At 69.0% G+C, this 21490-nt stretch carries 21 protein-coding genes; 9 read left to right on the forward strand and 12 right to left on the reverse strand.

The annotated features are described in order from the left end of the window. Positions 1 to 3: 3 nt before the first annotated feature. The 4 genes from CA234_RS07125 to CA234_RS07140 are packed head-to-tail and all read right to left on the reverse strand — an operon-like array spanning position 4 to position 3498. The gene (locus tag CA234_RS07125) at positions 4 to 597 is read right to left on the reverse strand and encodes an ABC-type transport auxiliary lipoprotein family protein (protein WP_126001252.1); all 594 of its coding nucleotides are present in this window, start codon (positions 595 to 597) and stop codon (positions 4 to 6) included. Between the two features lie 8 nt (positions 598 to 605). Then, positions 606 to 1571 (reverse strand): MlaD family protein, encoded by a 966-nt coding sequence (locus CA234_RS07130; RefSeq protein WP_125976818.1) that lies wholly within the window; start codon positions 1569 to 1571, stop codon positions 606 to 608. Then, entirely contained in the window at positions 1571 to 2392 is an 822-nt protein-coding gene (locus CA234_RS07135; protein WP_125976819.1) for an ABC transporter ATP-binding protein, read from the reverse strand. Before CA234_RS07135 ends, CA234_RS07130 begins: the two co-directional genes overlap by 1 nt. Then, positions 2389 to 3498 (reverse strand): ABC transporter permease, encoded by a 1110-nt coding sequence (locus CA234_RS07140; RefSeq protein WP_125976820.1) that lies wholly within the window; start codon positions 3496 to 3498, stop codon positions 2389 to 2391. Before CA234_RS07140 ends, CA234_RS07135 begins: the two co-directional genes overlap by 4 nt. 61 nt (positions 3499 to 3559) lie before the next feature. Between CA234_RS07140 and CA234_RS07145 the strand changes: the two genes are divergently transcribed. The 3 genes from CA234_RS07145 to CA234_RS07155 all read left to right on the forward strand — a co-directional run bounded on the left by CA234_RS07145 (position 3560) and on the right by CA234_RS07155 (position 8629). Continuing rightward, complete coding sequence (locus CA234_RS07145; protein ID WP_126001253.1) at positions 3560 to 4237, forward strand: HAD-IB family phosphatase; 678 nt, start codon at positions 3560 to 3562, stop codon at positions 4235 to 4237. A gap of 91 nt (positions 4238 to 4328) precedes the next feature. After that, a complete protein-coding gene (locus CA234_RS07150) occupies positions 4329 to 6038 on the forward strand; it encodes a histidine kinase famiy protein (protein WP_125976822.1) in 1710 nt (569 codons plus the stop codon). After that, entirely contained in the window at positions 6035 to 8629 is a 2595-nt protein-coding gene (locus CA234_RS07155) for a PAS domain-containing protein (RefSeq protein WP_126001254.1), read from the forward strand. Before CA234_RS07150 ends, CA234_RS07155 begins: the two co-directional genes overlap by 4 nt. Positions 8630 to 8633: 4 nt before the next feature. Here CA234_RS07155 and CA234_RS07160 read toward each other — a convergent pair whose 3' ends face one another. The 6 genes from CA234_RS07160 to CA234_RS07185 all read right to left on the reverse strand — a co-directional run bounded on the left by CA234_RS07160 (position 8634) and on the right by CA234_RS07185 (position 13962). Beyond that, positions 8634 to 9575 carry a Gfo/Idh/MocA family oxidoreductase gene (locus CA234_RS07160; protein WP_126001255.1) on the reverse strand — a complete coding sequence of 314 codons (942 nt, stop codon included), beginning with the start codon at positions 9573 to 9575 and terminating at the stop codon, positions 8634 to 8636. A gap of 24 nt (positions 9576 to 9599) precedes the next feature. Beyond that, entirely contained in the window at positions 9600 to 10445 is an 846-nt protein-coding gene (locus CA234_RS07165; protein ID WP_125976825.1) for a class III extradiol dioxygenase subunit beta, read from the reverse strand. Beyond that, on the reverse strand, positions 10445 to 10849 hold the full coding sequence (gene ligA, locus CA234_RS07170) for a protocatechuate 4,5-dioxygenase subunit alpha (protein WP_125976826.1): 405 nt from the start codon (positions 10847 to 10849) through the stop codon (positions 10445 to 10447). The genes CA234_RS07165 and ligA overlap by 1 nt, the downstream gene beginning before the upstream one ends. Continuing rightward, positions 10846 to 11871, reverse strand: a complete 1026-nt coding sequence (locus CA234_RS07175; RefSeq protein ID WP_125976827.1) for an amidohydrolase family protein — start codon at positions 11869 to 11871, stop codon at positions 10846 to 10848. Before CA234_RS07175 ends, ligA begins: the two co-directional genes overlap by 4 nt. Beyond that, positions 11868 to 12740 carry an NAD(P)-dependent oxidoreductase gene (locus CA234_RS07180; protein ID WP_125976828.1) on the reverse strand — a complete coding sequence of 291 codons (873 nt, stop codon included), beginning with the start codon at positions 12738 to 12740 and terminating at the stop codon, positions 11868 to 11870. Before CA234_RS07180 ends, CA234_RS07175 begins: the two co-directional genes overlap by 4 nt. Before the next feature lie 64 nt (positions 12741 to 12804). Then, positions 12805 to 13962 carry a LysR substrate-binding domain-containing protein gene (locus CA234_RS07185; protein ID WP_126001256.1) on the reverse strand — a complete coding sequence of 386 codons (1158 nt, stop codon included), beginning with the start codon at positions 13960 to 13962 and terminating at the stop codon, positions 12805 to 12807. A 100-nt stretch (positions 13963 to 14062) separates the two neighbouring features. On the opposite strand from CA234_RS07185, the gene ligK reads away from it, so the two are divergent. The 5 genes from ligK (at position 14063) to CA234_RS07210 (ending at position 19462) form a co-directional block, all read left to right on the forward strand. Beyond that, a complete protein-coding gene (gene ligK, locus CA234_RS07190) occupies positions 14063 to 14737 on the forward strand; it encodes a 4-carboxy-4-hydroxy-2-oxoadipate aldolase/oxaloacetate decarboxylase (protein ID WP_126001257.1) in 675 nt (224 codons plus the stop codon). A 201-nt stretch (positions 14738 to 14938) separates the two neighbouring features. Next, positions 14939 to 15991 carry a 4-oxalomesaconate tautomerase gene (locus CA234_RS07195; RefSeq protein WP_126001258.1) on the forward strand — a complete coding sequence of 351 codons (1053 nt, stop codon included), beginning with the start codon at positions 14939 to 14941 and terminating at the stop codon, positions 15989 to 15991. Next, positions 15988 to 16863 carry an amidohydrolase family protein gene (locus CA234_RS07200; RefSeq protein WP_125976832.1) on the forward strand — a complete coding sequence of 292 codons (876 nt, stop codon included), beginning with the start codon at positions 15988 to 15990 and terminating at the stop codon, positions 16861 to 16863. The genes CA234_RS07195 and CA234_RS07200 overlap by 4 nt, the downstream gene beginning before the upstream one ends. A gap of 126 nt (positions 16864 to 16989) precedes the next feature. Next, positions 16990 to 18105, forward strand: coding sequence for a polysaccharide pyruvyl transferase family protein (locus CA234_RS07205; RefSeq protein WP_125976833.1), 1116 nt, complete (start codon positions 16990 to 16992; stop codon positions 18103 to 18105). A gap of 79 nt (positions 18106 to 18184) precedes the next feature. Then, positions 18185 to 19462 (forward strand): Coenzyme F420 hydrogenase/dehydrogenase, beta subunit C-terminal domain, encoded by a 1278-nt coding sequence (locus CA234_RS07210; RefSeq protein ID WP_206431114.1) that lies wholly within the window; start codon positions 18185 to 18187, stop codon positions 19460 to 19462. Between the two features lie 42 nt (positions 19463 to 19504). Here the strand turns inward: CA234_RS07210 and CA234_RS07215 are convergent, their stop codons facing one another. Continuing rightward, complete coding sequence (locus CA234_RS07215; protein ID WP_125976835.1) at positions 19505 to 20407, reverse strand: manganese catalase family protein; 903 nt, start codon at positions 20405 to 20407, stop codon at positions 19505 to 19507. A 256-nt stretch (positions 20408 to 20663) separates the two neighbouring features. Here CA234_RS07215 and CA234_RS07220 point away from each other — a divergent pair, with 256 nt between their 5' ends. Continuing rightward, complete coding sequence (locus tag CA234_RS07220) at positions 20664 to 20906, forward strand: hypothetical protein (protein ID WP_126001260.1); 243 nt, start codon at positions 20664 to 20666, stop codon at positions 20904 to 20906. A gap of 56 nt (positions 20907 to 20962) precedes the next feature. Here the strand turns inward: CA234_RS07220 and CA234_RS07225 are convergent, their stop codons facing one another. Further along, positions 20963 to 21445 carry a hypothetical protein gene (locus CA234_RS07225; RefSeq protein ID WP_125976837.1) on the reverse strand — a complete coding sequence of 161 codons (483 nt, stop codon included), beginning with the start codon at positions 21443 to 21445 and terminating at the stop codon, positions 20963 to 20965. Positions 21446 to 21490 lie beyond the last annotated feature (45 nt).

Consider the following 21490-nt stretch of genomic DNA (forward strand, 5'->3'; position numbering starts at 1 on the left):
GCCTTACTTGCCGACCCAGTCCGCCACTTCGGCGGCGACCTGGTTGGCGGCCTGGTTGAGTGCCGGGCCGATGGCTGTGGTAGTCACCGCGGTGATCGGCACGCGCGCCTCGAAGCGGCGGCGCTCGAATGCCTGGGTGCCCTCGCGGCCGAGCGACGCGTCGAACACCACCACCGCTTCCATCTTGCTGGCATCGACGCCGAAGCTGCGCACGTCACCGCCCAGGCTGGCGCTGGGCGTGCTCAGCGACTGGCGGCGGCTCAGCACGATGCGCCCGGTGCGTGCGGCGATGGTATCGGCGAGCAGCCGGCCGAACAGGCTGGCGGGCCCTTCCACCCATTGCGCATCCTTCACATAGGCGATCGTCGTCCCGCCCGGCCCCGAATGGACCGGCACGCGCGTCGTCGCCAGTTCCTGCGGCGCGTTGACCGGGCCGATCGTCACGGCCTTGACCGTGCCCGATTGCTGGACCTCGCCCGCCGGCAGCACCGCCGCCGGCTGCAGCGTCAGCAGCGAGGCGGGCGGCTTGGCCGCGAACGAGATGCAGCCGGAAAGCGACGCGGCGGCGAGCAGCGCGGCGATGGCGGACTTGTTCATCCGGAACCTCACTTCTTCGGCTTGTAGGTGGGCAGCGCAGGCGCGCCGATCAGGCTGGAGGCTCCGCCCTGATCGAGCTTGTGCGCGACACTGGTGAGCGCCATCGACATCTCGCGCAGATCCTGCACGAGCTGGCCGACCTCGGGCATGGTCTTGTTCGAGAAGGTCTGGATCCCCGGCCGGGCGTCGCCGATCGTCGCATCCAGCGTCTCGACGCTCTTGCGCGCCGAGGTGATCGTCGCGTTCAGATTGGCGATGGTCGGCTTGATGTCGCTGGTCACCAGCCCGTCGGTCGTCGCGGCGAGCTGGCCGATCTGCTGCGCGGCGGCGCCGGCCTGCTGGATCGCGATCCGGGTTTCGGCCAGCGTCGCGGCGATTTCGGGCCCGCGATCCGCCAGCGACTTGGTCAGCCGGTTGGTGTTGGCGAGGATGCCCGAGATCGAGGCCTGGTTCTTCTCGTCGAGCAGGTCGGAGACGCGCTCGGTGAGCGTGGTCAGCCGCTCGAGCAGCTTCGGTGCCGAGCTGAGCAGCGCGCCGAGGCCGCCCGCCTTGGTCGGGATCACGGGGACGCCCAGCGGGCAGGTCGCGCGGGGATTGTCCTTGGGGCATTCGATCGGCGGCTGGCCCTTCACCGCGCCGTCCAGCTGCACGGTGCTGGGGCCGGTGAAGCTGCCCTGGATCGTCGCGTTGGTGCCTTCGAGGATCGGCACGTCGGGCTGCACGCTGATGCGCACCCGCACCAAGCTGGGGTCCGGGCGCCAGAACTGGATATCCTTCACCGTGCCCGCGGGCACGCCCGAGAAGCTCACCGACGAACCGCGGCTGAGGCCGTCGACCGACTGCTTGAAGAAGATGTCGTACTGGCGCTCGTCGCCGCCGCCCAGCCGCGACAGCCAGACGATGAACAGCGCCAGCACTGCCAGCAGGATCAGCACCACCGCGCCGACCAGCACATGATTGGAACGCGTTTCCATCAGCCCCTCTTATCCTCATGCACCGGCCGGTTCGGGCCCGCGACCGCGGCGCGCCCGCGCGGTCCGTTGAAATATTCCTGGATCCACGGATGGTCCAACGCCAGCAGCTCGGGGATGGTCCCCACCGCGATCACCCGCTTGTCGGCGAGCACCGCGACGCGGTCGCAAATCGCATACAGCGTATCCAGATCATGGGTGATCAGGAACACGGTGAGGCCCAGCGTCTTCTGCAGCGATGCGGTCAGCTCGTCGAACGCCGCCGCGCCGATCGGATCGAGCCCGGCGGTCGGTTCGTCGAGGAAGAGCAGTTCCGGGTCGAGCGCCAGCGCGCGCGCCAGGCCGGCGCGCTTCTTCATGCCGCCGGACAGCTCGGCCGGATATTTGGGCCCCGCCTCGGGCGGCAGGCCGGTCATCACCACCTTGTAGGCGGCGATTTCCTCGAGCAGCGCCTGGTCGACCCCCGGGTAAAATTCCTTGAGCGGCACCTGGACGTTTTCGGAGACGGTGAGCGTCGAGAACAGCGCGCCGCCTTGGAACAGGATCCCCCAGCGCTTGCGGATGTCGACGGCCTCGGTCTCCTCGCGGCCGATCGTGTTCTCGCCGAACACCTCCACCGATCCGTCCAGCGGGGTCTGCAGCCCGATGATCGAGCGCATCAGCACCGACTTGCCGGTGCCCGACCCGCCGACCACGCCGAGGATCTCGCCGCGCCGCACGTCGAGATCGAGATCGTCATGGACGATCTGCTCGCCGAAGCCGTTGCGCAGGCCGCGGACGCGGATGAGGATTTCGCGGTCGTCGCCGCGTGCAGCGTCGGTCATGTCCAGCCCACATTGGTGAAGAACACCGCGAAGAAGGCGTCGAGCACGATCACCAGGAAGATCGCCTGCACCACCGCGGTGGTCGTGCGCTGGCCGACCTGCTCGGCATCGCCTTCCACCTGCATGCCGTGGAAGCAGCCGGCCATCGCGATGATCGCGCCGAACACCGGCGCCTTGACCAGCCCGACCCACAGATCGGTGAGCGGCACCACTTCGCGGATGCGCTGGATGAAGGTGACCGGCGTGATGCCGAGATCCACCCAGCAGAGCAGCCCGCCGCCGAGGATCGAGATGATCGAGGAATAGAAGCCGAGCAGCGGCAGCATGAACACCACCGCGAAGACCCGCGGCAGGACCAGCGCCTCCATCGGCGAGACGCCGATCGTCCGCATCGCGTCGATCTCTTCGGTGAGCTTCATCGTGCCGAGCTGCGCGGCAAAGGCCGATCCCGAACGACCGGCGATCATGATCGCGGTCATCAGGATGCCGAGCTCGCGCAACGTCAGCCGCCCGAGCAGGTTGATCGTGTAGATCTCCGCGCCGAACTGGCGCAGCTGCACCGATCCCTGCTGGGCGATGACGATGCCGATCAGGAAGCTCATCAGCCCGATGATGCCGAGCGCACCGACGCCGACCACCTCGAAGCGCTGCACCGTCGCGTTGAAGCGGAAGCGGCGCGGATGGGTGATGACGTGCCACAGCGCGAGCACGGTCGCGCCCATGAAGCCGAGCAGGCCGTAGAGCGTCTTGCCCGAATTGATCACCGCGCCGCCGATCTCGCTCAGCGCGCGGGTGAGCGATCCCGGCGGCGGCGGCGGCAGCTGGATCGGGTGTTCGGCGGCGATCACCTGCTCCAGCAGATGCTGCTCGTCCGCGCCCAGCCCCTCGATCCTGGCACCGCGATCGCGCGCGAAGCGGTGGACCACCCAGGCGCCGACCGTGTCCATCCGGCCGATGTCGCTAAGGTCGAGCCGGGCGACGTCGCCCTCCACGGTTTCTAGCCGCGCGGGCAGATCGCCCAGGCAGGCAAGCGAAAGATTGCCGGAGAAGCGGAGCACCGCCTCGCCGTTGTCGTCGGACCGTTCAAAGTCGGCGGGTGCCCTCATCGAAACCCCCTTTCCGCGATTCTGGCTGGAACGGCAAGTTCCTCCGTGGCTAGAGAGCGCAATGCAACGCCTCGCCATCTACGACATGGACAAGACCATCACCGCGAAACCGACCTGGACGCGGTTCCTGTTGCACGTCGCGCGCACCCGCGCGCCGTGGCGGCTGGGGCTGTTCCCGGTGGTGGGGCTGGGCGGCCTCGCCTATCTGGCGCGCCGCGTCGATCGCGCGGGGCTCAAGCGGCTGTCGCACCGGCTGCTGCTCGGCCGCGCGCTGCCGCCCGCCGAAATGACCGTGGTGGCCGAGGCCTTTGCCGATCTGGAGCTGCAGAAGGGCGTGCTGCAGGGCGCGCGCGCGCAGATCGCGGCCGATCGCGCCGCCGGCTACCGGCTGGTGATGGCGACCGCCTCTCACCGCTATTATGCCGAGGCGATCGGCAAACGGCTGGGCTTCGACGACGTGATCGCGACCAATGCGAAGCGGGACGGGCAAGGGCATATTCTCTCCGAACTCGAGGGCGAGAACTGTTACGGGCCCGTAAAGCTCCACATGATCGAAAATTGGCTGGCGGCAGAGGGTCTGCTGCGCGCTAACTGTTACGTCCGCGCCTATTCGGACCATGTTTCGGACGCGCCGCTGCTCGGCTGGGCGGACAAGGCGTTCGCGGTCAACGCGCATGGCCCGCTGGCGAAGCTGGCCGCGGCGCGCGGCTGGTCACAACTGGACTGGCGGCAACCCTGAAATTTTCCTATGCTTCCAAAAGGTTCGCAACCGAAACGGCGTTTCGCGCATTTGTCTGGCGGGTTGCTGTGATCACGAGGAAGCCAGACGCGTGCAGACTGACGACGAGCACAAGCCCGCCGCGACCGGAGAAGCGGCCGGCGACCTGAAGGATTCGACCTCCTACAGCCCGACGGGCAATCACCCGACGCACCATTGGAAGCGCGCGGTCATCGACACGCCCGGCCTCGGCGATCGCAGCACGGTGTTCTTCGCCGCGCTGCAGATGACGCGCATGCCGATGATCCTCACCGACCCGCGGCAGGACGACAATCCGATCGTCTTCGCCAACAAGGCGTTCCTCGACCTTACCGGCTATGAGGAGCACGAGATCCTCGGCCGCAACTGCCGCTTCCTCCAGGGCGCCGAGACCGATCGCGATGCCGTGGCCGAGCTGCGCGCCGCGATCGACGCCAAGGAAGCGATCGCGCTGGAGCTGATCAACTATCGCCGCGACGGCAGCTCGTTCTGGAACGCGGTGTTCATCGCGCCGGTGCTCGGGCCCGATGGCGAGCTGCTCTACTTCTTCGCCAGCCAGCTCGACGTGACGCGGCGGCGCGAATCCGAACAATCCTTCCGCCAGGCGCAGAAGATGGAGGCGATCGGCCAGCTCACCGCCGGCCTGGCGCACGATTTCAACAATCTGCTCCAGGTCGTCTCGGGCAATATCGACATCGTCGCGAGCCAGGTGGAGGACGAACGCCACCGCCGGCTGCTGACCAACGCCGCGCGCGCCGCCGATCGCGGATCGAAGCTCACCCGCCAGCTGCTCGCCTTTGCGCGCAAGACCCGGCTGGAGCCCAAGACCGTCGACATGAACCAGCTGATCCACGAGTTCGGCGACCTGCTCGACAACACCGTCGGCGCGCAGATCCGGCTGGTCACCGCGCTCGAACGCCGGCTGCCGGCGGTGCAGGTCGATCCCACCCATCTCGAAATGGCGATCCTCAACGTGCTGCTCAACGCGCGCGACGCCATGCCCAAGGGCGGCACCGTCACGATCGGGACGCGGTTGTGGAAGCTCAACGGCGATGCGCCGATGCACCAGCTGCCCGAGGGCGAGTATGTCGTCCTGACGATTCGCGACGAGGGCACCGGCATGCCCGACCATGTCCGCCGCCGCGCGACCGAACCCTTCTTCACCACCAAAGGTGCCGAGCGCGGCACCGGGCTGGGGCTTGCGATGGTGCATGGTTTCGTCCAGCAATCGCTGGGGCGGCTGGAAATCGACAGCGCGCCCGGCGAGGGGACCGAGATCCGCATGCTGTTCCCTGTTGCCAATGCCACGACCGGGACCGCACCCGCCGCCCCCGCGCCGAAACAGGCGACCGGCCAGGGCGCGACCGGCGGCAGCGAAACCATCCTGCTGGTCGAGGACAGCGACGACGTGCGCGCGCTGGCGCAGGAGCAGATCGCCGCGCTCGGCTACCGCGTCGTGCTCGCGTCGAGCGGCGAAGAGGCGCTGGAGCGGCTCAGGACCGAGACGATCGACCTGCTGTTCACCGACATCGTCATGCCCGGCGGCATGAGCGGGCTCGAGCTGGTCGAGCAGTTCCGCGAGGCCCATCCGGAGACGCCGGTGCTGATGACCACCGGCTATAACGAGGACCTCGTCGCCGACATTCCGCGCGGCTCGAACCTCGACGTGATCGGCAAGCCCTATCGCCGCGAGCAGCTGGCCGACCGCATTCGTGCGGCGCTCGACCGGCGCACGTCCGGGGCCCGCCGCGCCGTCAATCCGATCGTGCCTGCCGAGGGATGACCCCACCGGCGGGCCTCGACGCCGCCAGCGCGACACCGCTCGATCGGCTGATCGCGGCGCGGGACTGGTCGGACTCGCCGCTCGGCCTGCCCGAGACCTGGCCGCGCTGCCTGCGCGACGCGCTGACGCTGATGCTGCCGTCGCACGCCCAGGTCGCGATCTTCTGGGGGCCGGACGATGTCGCGCTGTACAATGCCGCCTACGCCCAGACGATCGGCAACAAGCATCCGGATGCGCTCGGCAACCCCGCCCAGCCCTATTGGGCGGAGAGCTGGGACGAGCTGGGGCCGATGCTCGCCCATGTGCGAACCACCGGCAAGACGCTCTCCGCGCGCGACCGGCGCTTCTACACCGAACGCGATGGCTTCGGCGAAATCGTCTATTTCGACATTTCGATGTCGCCGGTGCGCGATGAAGACGGCGCGGTCGGCGGGGTGATGTCGGTCGTCTCCGAGACGACCGAGCGGGTGAAGGCCGATCGCCGGCTGCGCGAGAGCGAGGCGGCGCTGCGGGCCAGTGAAGGGCTCGCCCGCGAGCAGGCCGACGAGCTTGCGGTGATGTACGACAACTCGCCGGTAGGGCTGGCGGTGCTCGATACCGATCTGCGCTACATCCGGATCAACCGCCAGCTTGCCGAGTGGAACGGAATCCCGGTGGCCGACCATATCGGTCGCCACGTCAGCGAGATCGTGCCCGAGCTCACCGACCAGGTGGCGGCCGCGCTGCTCCGGGTGCTCGCCGGCGAGCCGCTGCTCGGCATCGAGATCACCGGACCCACGCGCGCGCGGCCCGACGGGACCTCCACCTGGCGCCAGAACTGGGTGCCGATCTATAATTGGAACGGCGAGATCCACCAGATCGCCATTTCGTGCGAGGACGTGAGCGAGGAACGCAACGCCCAGGCCGCACTGGAGACGCTCAATCGCGTCGGTGCGGCGCTCTCGGCCGAGCATGACCTCGAACGGCTGGTGCAGATGCTCACCGATGCGGGGGTGGCGCTGACCGGCGCCAGCGTCGGTGCCTTCTTCCACAATGTGATGGACGAAAGCGGCGAGCGGTTGCACCTGTTCACGCTCTCCGGCGAGGATCGCGACCGCTTTGAATCGCTCGGGCGGCCGCGTGCCACCGCGGTGTTCGCGCCGATCTTCCGCAATGTGGTGATGCGCTCCGACGACGTGACCCGCGAGCCGGACTATGGCCAGAACACGCCGCATCACGGCATGCCGGCGGGCCACCCCGTCGTCACCAGCTATCTCGCCGTGCCCGTCGTGTCGCGCGATCGCTCGGTCCTGGGCGGGCTGCTGTTCGGCCATTCGCTGCCCGGCCGCTTCACCGCCCGGCACGAGGAACTGGCGCGCACCCTCGCCGCACAAGCCGCGGTCGCGATCGACAATGCCGGGCTGATCGCCGATGTCCGAGCCGCCAACGAGACGCTCGAACGCCGCGTCGAGGAACGCACCGCCGCGCTGCGCGAGACCGAGGCGGCGCTGCGCCAGAGCCAGAAGATGGAGGCGATGGGCCAGCTGACCGGCGGCGTTGCGCACGATTTCAACAATCTGCTGACCCCGATCATCGGCAGCCTCGACCTGATCCTGCGCAAGCGCGGCGACGATCCGGTGCTGCACCGGCTGCTCGACGGCGCGATGCGCTCGGCGGAGCGGGCGAGCACGCTCGTCCAGCGGCTGCTTGCCTTCGCCCGACGCCAGCCGCTCCAGCCCGCGCCGGTCGACATGGCGGTGCTGGTCGACGGCATGGTGCCGCTGCTCGCCAGCACGCTCGGCCCCAAGATCGCGCTGTCGGTGACCAGGCCCGAGGCGCTGCCGCCCGCCCGCGCCGATGCCAACCAGCTGGAGATGGCACTGCTCAACCTGGCGGTGAACGCGCGCGACGCGATGCCCGAGGGCGGTGCGCTCGAAGTGCGGCTGGGGTTGGGCAACGCGGGCGATGCGCCGACGCCGCTACCCGCAGGGCGCTATGTGCGGCTGGCGGTGCGCGACACCGGATCGGGGATGGACGCAGGCACCCTCGCCCGCGCGATCGAGCCCTTCTTCTCCACCAAGGGCGTCGGCCGCGGCACCGGGCTCGGCCTGTCGATGGTCCATGGCTTGGCGAGCCAGCTGGGCGGCACGCTGGGGCTGTCGAGCCGGCTGGGCGAAGGCACCGAAGTCGAGCTGTGGCTGCCGGTCAGCGCCGAGGCGCTCGCCGCCCACGAAGCGCCGCAGCGCCACGAGCCGCATGACGGCGCCGGCACGGTGCTGCTGGTCGACGACGAGGATATCGTGCGCGGCACGGCCGCCGAAATGCTGCAGGCGCTCGGCTATCAGGTGCAGCTGGCCGACTCCGCCGAAGCGGCGCTGGCGATGCTCGACAGGGGCCTGGTGCCCGACCTGCTCGTCACCGATCACCTGATGCCGGGGATGACCGGCACCGACCTCGCACGCGCGGTGCAGGCGCGGCTCGGCGCGCTGCCGACGCTGATCGTCTCGGGTTATGCCGGTGTCGAAGGGCTGGGGCGCGACTTCGCGCATCTCCCCAAGCCCTTCCGCCAGGCCGACCTCGCCCGCGCGCTCACCCTGCTCGGGGTGCGCTGACTTCTCAGCCCGCCAGCTGGGTCTCCAGCTGCCCGAGCACGCGGTAGCAATCGAGCACTTTGCCCACCGAACTGTTCGGCTCGCGCCCCTCGCGGATGGCTGACACGAACTCGCGGTCCTGCAGCTCGATGCCGTTCATCGACACGTCCACCTGGCTCACGTCGATCGGCTCTTCCTTGCCGTTCACCAGATCGTCGTAGCGGGCGATGTAGGTCCCGTTGTCGCAGATGTAGCGGAAGAAGGTACCCAGCGGCCCGTCATTGTTGAAGCTGAGCGACAGGGTGCAGATTGCCCCGCTTTCGCTCTTGAGCTGGATCGACATGTCCATCGCAATGCCGAGCTCGGGATGGATCGGCCCCTGCACCGCATGCGCCTGGACGATTCGGCCCGCCTGATAGGCGAACAGGTCCACCGTGTGCGCGGCATGGTGCCACAGCAGATGGTCGGTCCAGCTGCGCGGCTGGCCCTTGGCATTGATGTTCTTGCGGCGGAAGAAATAGGTCTGCACGTCCATCTGCTGGACGGCGAGTTCGCCCGCCACGATGCGGTGGTGGACCCATTGGTGGCTCGGATTGAAGCGCCGGGTATGGCCGACCATGCAGACCAGCCCGGTCTCCTGCTGCTTGGCGAGCACGGCCTGCGAATCCGCCCAGCTGTCCGCTAGCGGGATCTCGACCTGGACATGCTTGCCGGCCTCCATGCAGGCGATCGCCTGTGCGGCATGCATCTGGGTGGGGGTGCAGAGGATCACCGCGTCAACATCGTCGCGGGCGAGCGCGTCGGCCAGCTCGGTCGAGTGGTGCCGGGCGCCATATTTCTCGGCAACGGCGGCGGCCTGCTCGGCGGTGCGGCTGATGATCGAGGTGATCTCCACCCCGTCGATCTTCTGCAGGCCGTCGAGATGCTTTTCGCCGAACGCGCCGGCACCGGCCAGGGCAATACGCATGGATGTCTCCTGTTAAAGTCTGGATCAGCGGACGGGTTCGAGCACGAGATGCCCGACCGCGGTGTTGGAAGCGGGCACGTGGTAATGGCGGTGCAGCGCCCGCACGTCGCGCCCCAGCGCGCCGCGCATGATCAGCCACATCACCATCTCGATCCCTTCGGACCCGGTCTCGCGCAGATATTCGATATGCGGGATGGCGCGGAGTTCGTCGCCATAGGGGCCGCTCATCCAGTCGAGGAAGCGATTGTCCCACTCGGCATTGATCAGCCCGGCGCGCGGCCCCTGGAGCTGGTGGCTCATACCCCCGGTGCCCCATACCTGCACGTTCAGATCCTCGGGATAGCTCTCGACCGCGCGCGCGATCGCCTCGCCGAGCAGCCAGCAGCGATTGCCCGAGGGCGGCGGATAGGTGACGACGTTCACCGCCAGCGGCACGACCCGGACCGGCCATGCCTCGGGCTGGCCGAACATCAGGCTCATCGGCACGGTGAGGCCGTGATCGACCTGCATCTCGTTGACGATGGTCAGGTCGAACTCGTCGAGGATACAGCTCTGCGCGATGTGCCAGGCGAGATCGGGATGGCCGATCACGTCCGGCACCGGCCGCGGCCCCCAGCCCTCGTCGCAGATGCCATAGCGCTCGGCGCAGCCGATCGCGAAGGTCGGGATGATCCGCATGTCGAAGGCCGAGGCATGGTCGTTATAGACCAGGATCACGACGTCGGGCTTCTCGCCCGCGATCCATTGCCTGGACCAGTCATAGCCGGCGAACACCGGCTGCCAATAGGGCTCGGCCGTCTTGCCGAGATCGATCGCCGCGCCCACGGCGGGGACGTGGCTGGTCGCGACGCCCGCGGTAATCCGTGCCATCAACGCTTCTCCCGGATCGAGCGGACGCCCTGCGGGCTACGGCCGCCGGCGACCATCATCGCCTGATACTCCTCAGGGCGCATCCCCGTCATCGTGCCCACCGCCTGCAGGAAGCTGAGGCCGTCGGTGGAGAAGAGCTTGGCGAGAAAATAGATGTTGCCGCCCAGATCGAGGCAGCGATTGTAATCACGATCGAGCAGCGCCTGCTTCTGCTCCTCGGTGAGCGGCCACGCGTCGAGATAGGCGCGCTCGTCGGCCTTGAAGCGTTCGCGGTTTTCCGCCGTCATCAGGCTCATGGCGAACTGGTTCATCCAATAGCCGCGCCGCGCCCGTGCCGCCGTGTAGACACGGGTGCCGGGAATATCCTCCAGCTCGGCCAGATATTCGTGGATGTCCGTGCTCATAGCCCCCGCGCCTTCAGCTTGGCGTCGAGCAGCGGGAAGACGCGGCGGGCATTGCCCTCGAAGATCGCGTGGCGCTCCGCCTCGGGCAGGTTCAGCGCGTCGACATAGCGCTTGGTGTCGTCGAAATAATGCCCGGTGGTGGGATCGATGCCGCGCACCGCGCCGACCATCTCGGAGCCGAACAGGATGTTCTTCGTGTCGATCACATCGGCCAGCAGATTGATGCCCGGCTGGTGATAGACGCAGGTATCGAAGAAGATGTTGTGCATGAGATGCTCGTCGAGCGACGGCTTCTTGAGCATGTCCGCCAGGCCCCGATAGCGGCCCCAATGATAGGGCACCGCGCCGCCGCCATGGGGCACGATGAAGCGCAGCGTCGGGAAATCCTTGAACAGATCGCCTTCGAGCAGCTGCATGAAGGCGATCGTGTCCGCCGCGATGTAATAGCCGCCGGTCGCGTGCATCGCCGGGTTGCAGCTGCCCGAGACGTGGATCATCGCCGGCACGTCCAGCGCGACCATCTTCTCGTAGAAGGGGTACCAGTAGCGGTCGGTGAGCGGCGGGTGGGTGAAGTGGCCGCCGCCCGGATCGGGATTGAGGTTGCAGCCGATGAAGCCGAGTTCGGTGACGCAGCGCTCCAGCTCCTCGATCGAGCCCTGCATATCGGCCTTGGGGCTCTGCGGCAGCATGCACACGCCGACGAACGTCTCGGGGTAGAGGGCGACGACGCGCGCGATCAGGTCGTTGCAGCGCCGCGCCCATTCCTTCGCCACGCCCTCGTCGCCGACATGCGGGGCCATCGCCGAGGCGCGCGGCGAGAAGATGGTGAGGTCGGCGCCGCGTTCCTGGATCAGGCGCAGCTGGTTGGCCTCGATCGTCGCGCGAATCTCGTCGTCGCTGATCTCGGGATAGGGCGGCGGCGTTTCGCCGGCGTTGAACGCGGCCTTCTGCGCCTCGCGCCAGGCGTCGTGCGCCTTGGGCAGCACGGTGTAGTGGCCGTGGCAGTCGATGATCATCGTCATGCGGATTTCGTCCTCTCCTCGATCGCGGCGAGCTTGGGCCCCAGCCCCTCGGGCGGGGTACCGAGCCCCAGCGCGCCGATCGCGCGCTGCCGCTCGACCGTGCCGCGGGTCATGGCGGCGCCGGTGCCCAGCGCCTCCAGCGTCTTGACCACTTCCTCCATCTCGGCGGCGCGGCGCAGCCCGTGGACCAGCATGCGGTCGAGATTATAGTCGGCACGCGTCTCCCAGGGACGCTGGCGCTCGCTGGCGTCGAGCGAGGCGAGCACCGCATCGCGCACCCCCGCTGCCTCGGCCGCGAGCATGCATTCGGCGGTCAGCGCCTCCATGCCCTTGATCATCACCGACCGGATCATCTTGATCGACGAGGCCCGGCCGACCGCATCACCGACAATGTCGATGCTCTGGAAGCCGAGGGCGGCAAGCACCGAGGCCGCAGCCTGCGCCTGTCCGCCGCTGAGCAGCACCGGGACGGCGAGGCGGGCGGGATCGACCGGGGCAAGGATCGCGAGATCGACATAGTGTGCACCCGCCGCTTCCACCGCCCGCGCCGCTGCCTGCTTGGTCTGCGGCGCGACGCTGTTGCCGTCGCAATAGAGCGCACCCGGCGCCAGATGCGGCGCGGCGGCTTGCGCCACGGCAAGCGCCTGGTCGGCGGTGACGAGCGACAGGACCAGCGGGCGGTAGGCCAGTGCTTCGGCCAGCGTCGCCGCGCCCTCGACCCCGGCCTCGGCATAGCGCGCGTGCATCGCGGCGGCCGCGGTGCCGTCGGTCTTGCGATCGAACACGCGTGCGCCGGCCTCCCAGCCGCCGGCGCGCGCGAAGGTCGAACCCGCCTCTCCAAAGCCGATCAGGGCGATCCTGTCTTGCATGGTGCCCGGCATGGCCGAGCGCCGACGGGGCGACCAATCGAATCCGCCGCCCCGCTATAAGTTTTTACGTATAGAGCGTCGCCGCCGAGGCATGGAGCGTCGCCAGGAACGCTGCCTGTGCGCGGGTGGGCCGCCAGTCCGCGCGGTGGGTCACCCCGATCGTCCGCATGACGGCACCCGGCGCCGGCCCCAGATCGACGAGCAGCCCGCTGGCCAGTTCCACCGACAGCTGGTCGACCGAGAGCAGGGTCAGCTCGTCACCGGCCTGGAGCAGCTCGCGGATCGTCATCACCGATCCGCATTCGATCGGCACGGGCGGCAGCGGGCCACCGAGTGCAGCGAACAGATTGCGCCACAAGGTGCGCAGCGGCGTGCCCTCGGGGGGCACAATCCACCCGTGGCGATGCAGCGCCGCGAGCCGATCGGGCGCGGCCGCCAGCGGGTGCCCGGCGCGGGCGATGATCGTCGGCCGATCGTCGAACAGCCGCGCCTGGACGAGGTCCGGCCCCAGCGTCTCGGGATCGCGCAGCGCGCCGATCATCAGGTCGACCTCGCCGTCGCGCAAGGGTCCGACCAGCTCGCCATGCGCGCCTTCGTGGATCAGCAGGTCGATGCCCATGTGGGCGCGGCGGAAGGCATTGATCGCATGGGGCAACAGCCGCGCACGGCAGAGCGGCATCGCCCCGATCGAGATCCGGCCCGACGTTCGCCCGAGCAGTTCGCCGAGATCCTCCACCCCCGCGCGCAGCTCGGCAAGCGCCAGCCGCAGCCGCCGCGCTACCTGCGCCCCATGATGGGTGAGCACCAGCCCCCGCCCCCGCCGGTCGACGAGTCGCTGCCCCAGCGCCAGCCCGAGATCGCCGACCGCGCGGTGCAGCGAGGAAACCGTCACCCCCGCCGCCTGCGCCGCCGCCGGGTAGCTCCCCCGCTGCGCCAGCGCGACGAACGCCCGCAGCTGCGCCGCCGTCACCCGGTTGCTGCCGATCAGCCGCAGCGCCGCCTCCACCCGCGGGGCGAGCCGCGCGGCGGCCTCGGTCGGCATCATGCCGGTCGCGCGCCGCTCAAACAGCGCGAGCCCCAGCTGCGCCTCCAGCTTGGCGATGCCCTGGGTCGCCGCCGGCTGGGTGAGATTCACCGCCTCCGCCGCGCGGCTGACGCTGCCCAGCCGCACCGCGGCGGCCATCGCGGCGAGATGGCGGATATTGAGCTGATCGACCTGCACACACGACGATTAGCAAAAACTAATGACCTTGCCATCCTTCCGATTGGCTCGGCTGGCGCCATGCGCGCACCTCCACCGGCAAAAGACCAGAGGAGCTGCCATGTCGGGCATCGTCGTCCAGAACATCGAACGCGCCGATCCTGCGGTGATCGACGGCCTCGCCCATGCCGGCGTCGCCACGGTGCACGAGGCGCAGGGCCGCACCGGGCTGCTCGCGCCGCACCTGCGGCCGATCTATGCCGGCGCGCGGATCGCGGGCAGCGCCGTCACCATCTCCGCGCCGCCGGGCGACAATTGGATGGTCCATGTCGCGATCGAGCAGCTGCGCGAAGGCGACATCCTCGTGCTCGCGCCGACCAGCCCCTGCACCGACGGCTATTTCGGCGACCTGCTCGCCACCTCGGCGCAGGCGCGCGGCTGCCGCGGCCTGATCATCGACGCGGGCGTGCGCGACGTGCGCGACCTGACCGCGATGGGCTTTCCGGTCTGGTCCAAGGCGGTGCACGCGCAGGGCACGATCAAGGCGACGCTCGGCTCGGTCAACGTGACGGTGGTCTGCGCCAATGCGCTGGTCAACGCCGGCGACGTGATCGTGGCGGATGACGACGGCGTGTGCGTGGTACCGCGCGGCAACGCCGCTGCCGTGCTGGAGAAGGCGCAGGCCCGCGAAGCCGCCGAGGAGGCCAAGCGCCAGCGGCTGACGGCCGGCGAGCTCGGGCTCGACATCTACGCCATGCGCCCCCGCCTCGCCGAGATGGGCCTGAAATATGTGTGAGCAGTACGCCCAGTCCTCCCCCGGCTTGCCGGGGGAGGGGGACCGTTCGCGCAGCGAATGGTGGAGGGGCCGCGCCGAAGGCGCGGGTGCCGATCGCCGCCGGGATGCCGCCGCTCGCGCGGCGGCCCCTCCACCACACCCTGCGGGCGCGGTCCCCCTCCCCGAGCGATGCTCGGGGAGGATCGTGCGGGTGTACGCCGCATGACCGCCGCCCGGGTGATGTGGATGCGCGGCGGCACCTCGAAGGGCGCTTTCTTCCTCGCCGAGGATCTGCCCGCCGACACCGCCGCGCGCGATGCCTTCCTGCTGCGCATCATGGGCTCGCCCGATCCGCGCCAGATCGACGGCATGGGCGGCGCCGACCCGCTGACCAGCAAGGTGGCGGTGGTGCGCAAATCCAGCCGCGAGGGCGCCGATGTCGATTACCTGTTCCTCCAGGTGTTCGTCGACCAGGCGGTCGTTTCCGACGCGCAGAATTGCGGCAATATCCTCGCTGGAATCGGCCCCTTCGCGATCGAACGTGGACTGGTCGAAGCGCAGGACGGCGAGACGCGCGTCCGCGTCTATCTGGTCAATACCGGCCAACAGGCCGTCGCCACGGTGCAGACCCCGCAGGCCCGCGTCACCTATGCCGGCGACGCCCGGATCGACGGCGTGCCCGGCACCGCCGCCCCGATCCCGCTCGAATTCCGCGACACCGCCGGCTCCTCCTGCGGCGCGCTGCTGCCGACCGGCAATGTCGTGGACGTGGTGGAAGGCGTCCCCGTCACGCTGATCGACAACGGCATGCCCTGCGTGGTGCTGAAGGCGGCGGACGTCGGCGTCACCGGCTATGAGGATCGCGACACGCTCGACGGCGACACCGCGCTCAAGGCCCGCATCGAGGCGATCCGGCTCGCGGTGGGCGAACGCATGCACCTCGGCGACGTGCGCGAGAAGTCGGTGCCCAAGATGATGCTGGTCGCCCCGCCCCGCAACGGCGGCGCGGTGACGGTGCGCAGCTTCATCCCGCACCGCGCCCATGCCTCGATCGGCGTGCTCGGCGCGGTGAGCGTCGCCACCGCCTGCCTGCTGCCGGGCTCGCCTGCGGCCGAGGTCGCGGTGGTGCCCGAGGGCCAGCGCAAGACGCTGTCGGTCGAGCATCCGACCGGCGAGACCACCTGCGTGATGGAGCTGGACGAAACGGGCGCGGTGGTCACCGCCGCGATGCTGCGCACCGCGCGCAAGCTGATGGACGGAGAGGTCTTCGCATGAGCCGTATCACCAGCTGGCACGCCGATCCCAGCGTACCGCGCTTCACCCCGCCCCCCGGCGCGGTGGATGCGCACTGCCATGTCTTCGGCCCGATGGCCGAGTTCCCGTTCAGCGCGAAGGCCAAGTACCTCCCCGAGGATGCCGGGCCCGAGATGTTGTTCGCGCTGCGCGACAGGCTCGGCTTCGCCCGCAACGTGATCGTCCAGGCGAGCTGCCACGGCACCGACAATGCCGCGACGCTCAACGCCATCGCCAAGTCGGAGGGCCGCGCCCGCGGCGTTGCCGTGGTCGATCCGGCGATCAGCGATGCCGAGCTCGAACGCCTGCACGACGGCGGCATTCGCGGCGTGCGCTTCAACTTCCTCAAGCGGCTCGTCGACGATGCGCCCAAGGACAAGTTCCTGGAAGTCGCCCGCCGCATCCAGCCGCTCGGCTGGCATGTGGTGGTCTATTTCGAGGCCGATATCCTCGCCGAGCTCCGGCCCTTCCTCGACGCGATCCCGACGCTGCTGGTGATCGACCATATGGGCCGCCCGGACGTGGCGCAGGGCGCGCACGGCCCCGACATGCAGGCATTCCGCGCGCTGCTCGACAGCCGCCCCGACATCTGGACCAAGGTCACCTGCCCCGACCGGCTCGACGCCAAGGGCCCGCCCTGGGACGATTTCGCGGCCGCGGTGGCGCCGCTGGTCGCCGATTATCCGGACCGCGTGCTGTGGGGCACCGACTGGCCACATCCCAACATGCAGGATGCGATCCCCGATGACGGCGCGCTGGTCGACATGATCCCGCGCATCGCGCCGACGCCGGCGCTTCAGCACAAGCTGCTCGTCGGCAACCCGATGCGGCTGTACTGGCCGGAGGCATGCTGAGGCTGACGTCACCCCTCAATTTTTAGGCTTGAGGCGCAACCGCACGCCCTCCCCCTCGTTCATGGCGAAACCAGAGGGAGGACACCACATGGCTTCGGCCGTTTTCGGCACCGGATGCGCGCGCGCATGAAACTTCCGGGGTCCGACGATTCTTCGACGCTTCTCTACGACTTGCGCAGCGATACGCGCAGTGTCGGCATCCTCACCTTCCATCGCTGCATCAATTACGGCTCCTATTGGCAGGCACGCTGCCTGGCCGAGGGCGTGCATGCGCGCGGCCACCGGGTGATGCTGCTCGATCACGAATGCCCCCGCGTCACCCGCGCCGAATGGCGGGGCGCGCTCCAGCCGACGCTGCCGGTGCGCGCCAGCGCCGGGGATCGCCGCCGCTATGGCGCCAAACTGCGCAAGTTCCTCTGCGCCTTCGATGCGCTGCCGCTCTCGCCGGGCTTCGACCTGGTCGATCCGCTGGAGATGCCGCATGTCGATACCGTGCTGGTCGGCAGCGACGAGGTGTGGAACCTGCGCCACCCCTGGTATGGCGGCGCCTCGATCTTCTTCGGCCAGGGGCTCAACGCCGAATGCGTCGCCGCCTATGCCGCAAGCTTCGGCAGCTATGATGCCGATGCCGGGCTCGATCCCTATTGGCAGGACCAGTTGCGCCGCTTCGACAGGATCGCGGTGCGCGACGCCAACAGCCAGAAGCTGGTGGCAGAGGCGATCGGCAAGGCGCCAATGGTGGTGCTTGATCCCTGCCTGCAATTCCCGCCCCAGTCCGACGCGGCGACGCCGGTGCCCGCGGGTCGCTACGCGCTGGTCTATGGCCACGGCCTGCCCGAGGATTTCGCCGCGGCGGCGCGCAACTGGGCAACGGCGCGCGGCATCCGGCTGATCAGCATCGGCTATCGCAACGACTGGGCGGACGAACAATGGCTTGATGCGGGCCCACACGACTTCGCCGCGGCGATGTCGGGGGCGCAGGCGGTGCTGACCAACTTCTTCCATGGCTGCGTGTTCGCACTGCTTAACAAGACGCCCTTCGCCTGCGCGCCTTCGCCCTATCGGATGAACAAGGTGCGCGACCTGACCGAGCTGCTCGGCGCCGAACGGCACCTGCTCGTGCCCGGCGCGCGGATCGATCTCGGCGCGATCCTCGACGTGCCGCTCGATGCCGCAATCGGCGGCAGGATCGCGGCGATGCGCGACCAGTCGAACGCCTATCTGGACAAGGTGCTTGGCTGAGGCGCCCAGCCCGGCCGCCATTAGTCGCTCCGGATTGTGCATCGGCTGCGGCGGCTGTGCGTCGGGCGGGGGCGGGCATATGGGCTGGGACGGCTATCGCCAGCTCAAGCCCCAGGGCCCGCCCGGCTGGCGCGAGACGGCCACGCCGCACTTCGCCGCCACCTGCCCCTTCTCACCCCAGGCGGTGGACGAGAATGCGATCGCCGAGGATCGCTTCCCCGCCGCCCCGGTCGCCGACCCGAGGATCGGTCGGTTCGAGGCCGCCTATGTCGGCCATGTCGCCGAGGGCGACTTCCGCGCCGGGGGCAGTTCGGGCGGGATGGTCAGCTGGGTCGCCGCCGAGCTGCTCCGCCGCGGGCTGATCGACGGCGTCGCGCATGTCGTGCCGCTGCCCGGCCCCGGCGCGCCGCATTTCGGCTACCGCATCTCGCGCAGCCTCGACCAGATCGCCGAGGGCGCGCGCTCGCGCTACCATCCGGTCCACCTCGCCCATGTGCTCGACGAGATCCGACGGGTGCCGGGCCGCTATGCGGTGGTCGGCGTGCCCTGCTTCGTCAAGGCGGTGCACCTCGCCCGCGCTGCCGAGCCGGTGCTCGCCGAGCGGATCACCGCAACGCTCGGGCTGTTCTGCGGCCATATGAAGAGCGGGCGGCTGGTCGACAGCTTCGCCTGGCAGCTGGACGTCGACCCAGACGGGGTGACCGCCGTCGATTATCGCCGCAAGGACGCCGATCGCCCCGCCAACTGGTACACCGCGCACCTGACCCTCGCCGACGGCAGCGCGCGCTGGCAGGACTGGTGGCATCTGGCCGACGGCGACTGGGGCGCGGGGTTCTTCCAGAACAGCGCGTGCAACCTATGCGACGACGTCGTCGCGGAAACCGCCGACATCGCGTTCGGCGATGCCTGGGTGGAGCCCTATGCCTCCGACGGCCGCGGCACCAACGTCGTGATCGTCCGCGCGCCGGTGCTACGCGACATAGTGGCGGCGGCGATCGGCGAGGGACGGCTGGCGCTGGAGTCCGTGGACGCCGACTTCATCGCAGGCACGCAGGATGCCGGGCTGCGGCATCGCCGCGAGGGCCTGGCCTATCGGCTGACCTGGACGCGGCGGGGGATCCGCCCGAAGAAGCGCGTGGCGCCCAGCGCCGCCGGGATTGGATGGCGGCGCAAGCTTGTCTATCGCACCCGCGCCGGGATTGCCGCCTGGAGCCACCGCATCGCCTGGGCGGCGGATCGGGTGGGGATGCCGGGGCTGTACATCCGCTGGGCCAAGGCCTCGCTCGGCCTCTACCAGGCGCTCACCTATTCGCGCGGTAGGCTCGGCGCCTGGCTCGACAGGCTGGAGCGCCGCTGAAGCAAGACCCGGCCGAGCAGCATGCCCGGCCGGGCCGAAGCCTCACGCTTCGACGTCGCTCTTGGTCCGCCCCGCGCCAGGGCCAGCGGCGAGATCGGCGCCGGTGGTCGGGTTGGTCGAAGGATCGGACTTGGTCCGCTCGGCCAGCTGGCTGAGCGCGGCGGTGTCGGCCGAACCCAGCGTCACCGTCGGCATACCGTCGCCATCGTCGGCGGGCAGCGTCTGCTGGAGATCGTCGACCCGGTCCCATTCCGGCCCGTCGTTCCACGGACCGCGCATGTCGCCTTCGCCCTGCGAGGTGTTGACGTACATGCTCGCATATTCCGGCACGCCCGGCAGCTTGCCCGGCGGGAAATTGTCCTCGATCGCATAGAGCGCCTTCTCGAACGACTTCTGGTGCGCCACCTCGCGCGTCATCAGGAACTTGAGCGCGTCCTGGATGCCGGCATCGTCGGTGAGGTTGATCAGCCGCTCATAGACGATCTTGGCGCGGCTCTCGGCGGCGATGTTCGAGCGCAGGTCGCAGGTCGGGTCGCCGCGGCTGTCGACATAGGCCGCCGTCCACGGCACGCCCGCCGAATTGGTCAGCGCCGGGCCGCCGCCATAGAGGATCGCCTGGGTGTGGCTGTTCCCCCCTTGCGTCAGCGACATGTACAGCTCGGCCTCTTCCATGTCGCCTTCCGAGATATGCGCTTTCACGCCCTTGTTGAGCATCGCGACGATCGATCCGATCACCTCGAGATGGCTCAGCTCCTCGGTGGCGATGTCGAGCAGCAGGTCCTTGCGGCCGGGATCGTCCTCGGCGAGGCCCTGGGTGAAATAGCGCATCGCCGCGGCCAGCTCGCCATCGGGGCCGCCGAACTGCTCGAGCATCAGCGAGGCGAGCACCGGGTTGGGCTCGGCCACGCGCACGGTATATTGCAGGCGTTTGTTGTGCATGAACATGCCGTCTCTCCTTAAGTGGTACGGGGAGAGAGCGGATGGGCTTCGACATGGTTCACATAGTTCGGTTATGATCGATTCTTTTTCGCCATAACGTGCATCAATTCTAGCACTGTTCGTACGATACTGCGCGGGTCGTTCCGGCTTCTTCAACATGGCTGGTGGCGCAGCGCTGAACGACTTGGCCGATCAGCGGAACGGCCATGCGCACCGCTTCGTTGATTTGCGAGCGCAACACGAACAATCAGGAGCTTGGCGAATGACCGACAAACAGCCGATGCAGGCGAACGGCGGCGGTGCGCAAAAGGGCGCGCCCGACGGTGTCTCGGACGTGGAGACGCAGGGGCGGCCCAAAGGCGAGAGCGAAGGCGGCGCCTATCCGAATCCCTATCCGGAAAAGGCGAAGAAGGAAGGCCCCGGCCACCTGATGGGCCATGGCGGGCAGAGCCATATAAACTATGAGGGCGGGCCCAACCCCAACGCGACCACCAAGGGGGAGTAGCAACATCCGACTCCTGCCTTCTCTGCCCCCTCCCGCTTGCGGGAGGGGGAGAGACGTCACCCCACCATCGACGCGAGGGCTTGCGCGCCGCCCGGCTCGATCGAGGTTGGCTTGTCAGCCGTCACCGACGGCGTCTCCGCCGCGGCCGCGCTCTCGGCCTCCTCCTGTCCGACCGGCAACGTCTTCCCCGTGGTGCGATCCAGCCCGATCGCCGTCACGATATCGATCACCGTTGCCGCCGCGACGAAGGCGATCGCGCCCCAGACCGCCTTGTTCTGCGGCGCCCGCCGCGCGGCGAGGCCGAGCGCGGCGATGTCCATCGCGTCGCCGGCCACCCGGTTCCACACGCGGACGCTATGCGCCGGTCCGGAAAGCAGCGCCGCGCCCGCCAGCAGCTCGCGCGCGCCGAACGCCCGCACCACGCCGTCATGGTCTTCCGCGGACAAGCCCCGCGCAATGCGCTTCGACGCGGCGAGTTCGGCGATGCCGAGCCCGATCGAGAAAACGCCCAGTCCAAATCCCAGCTTGCGATAGTCCATCGGTCCGCTCCTTGCGCTTCGTGTGCTCGATGCGCCCGGCATTGC

This window comes from Sphingomonas sp. ABOLE (assembly GCF_003950455.1).
GTDB classification, from domain to species: domain Bacteria; phylum Pseudomonadota; class Alphaproteobacteria; order Sphingomonadales; family Sphingomonadaceae; genus Sphingomonas; species Sphingomonas trueperi.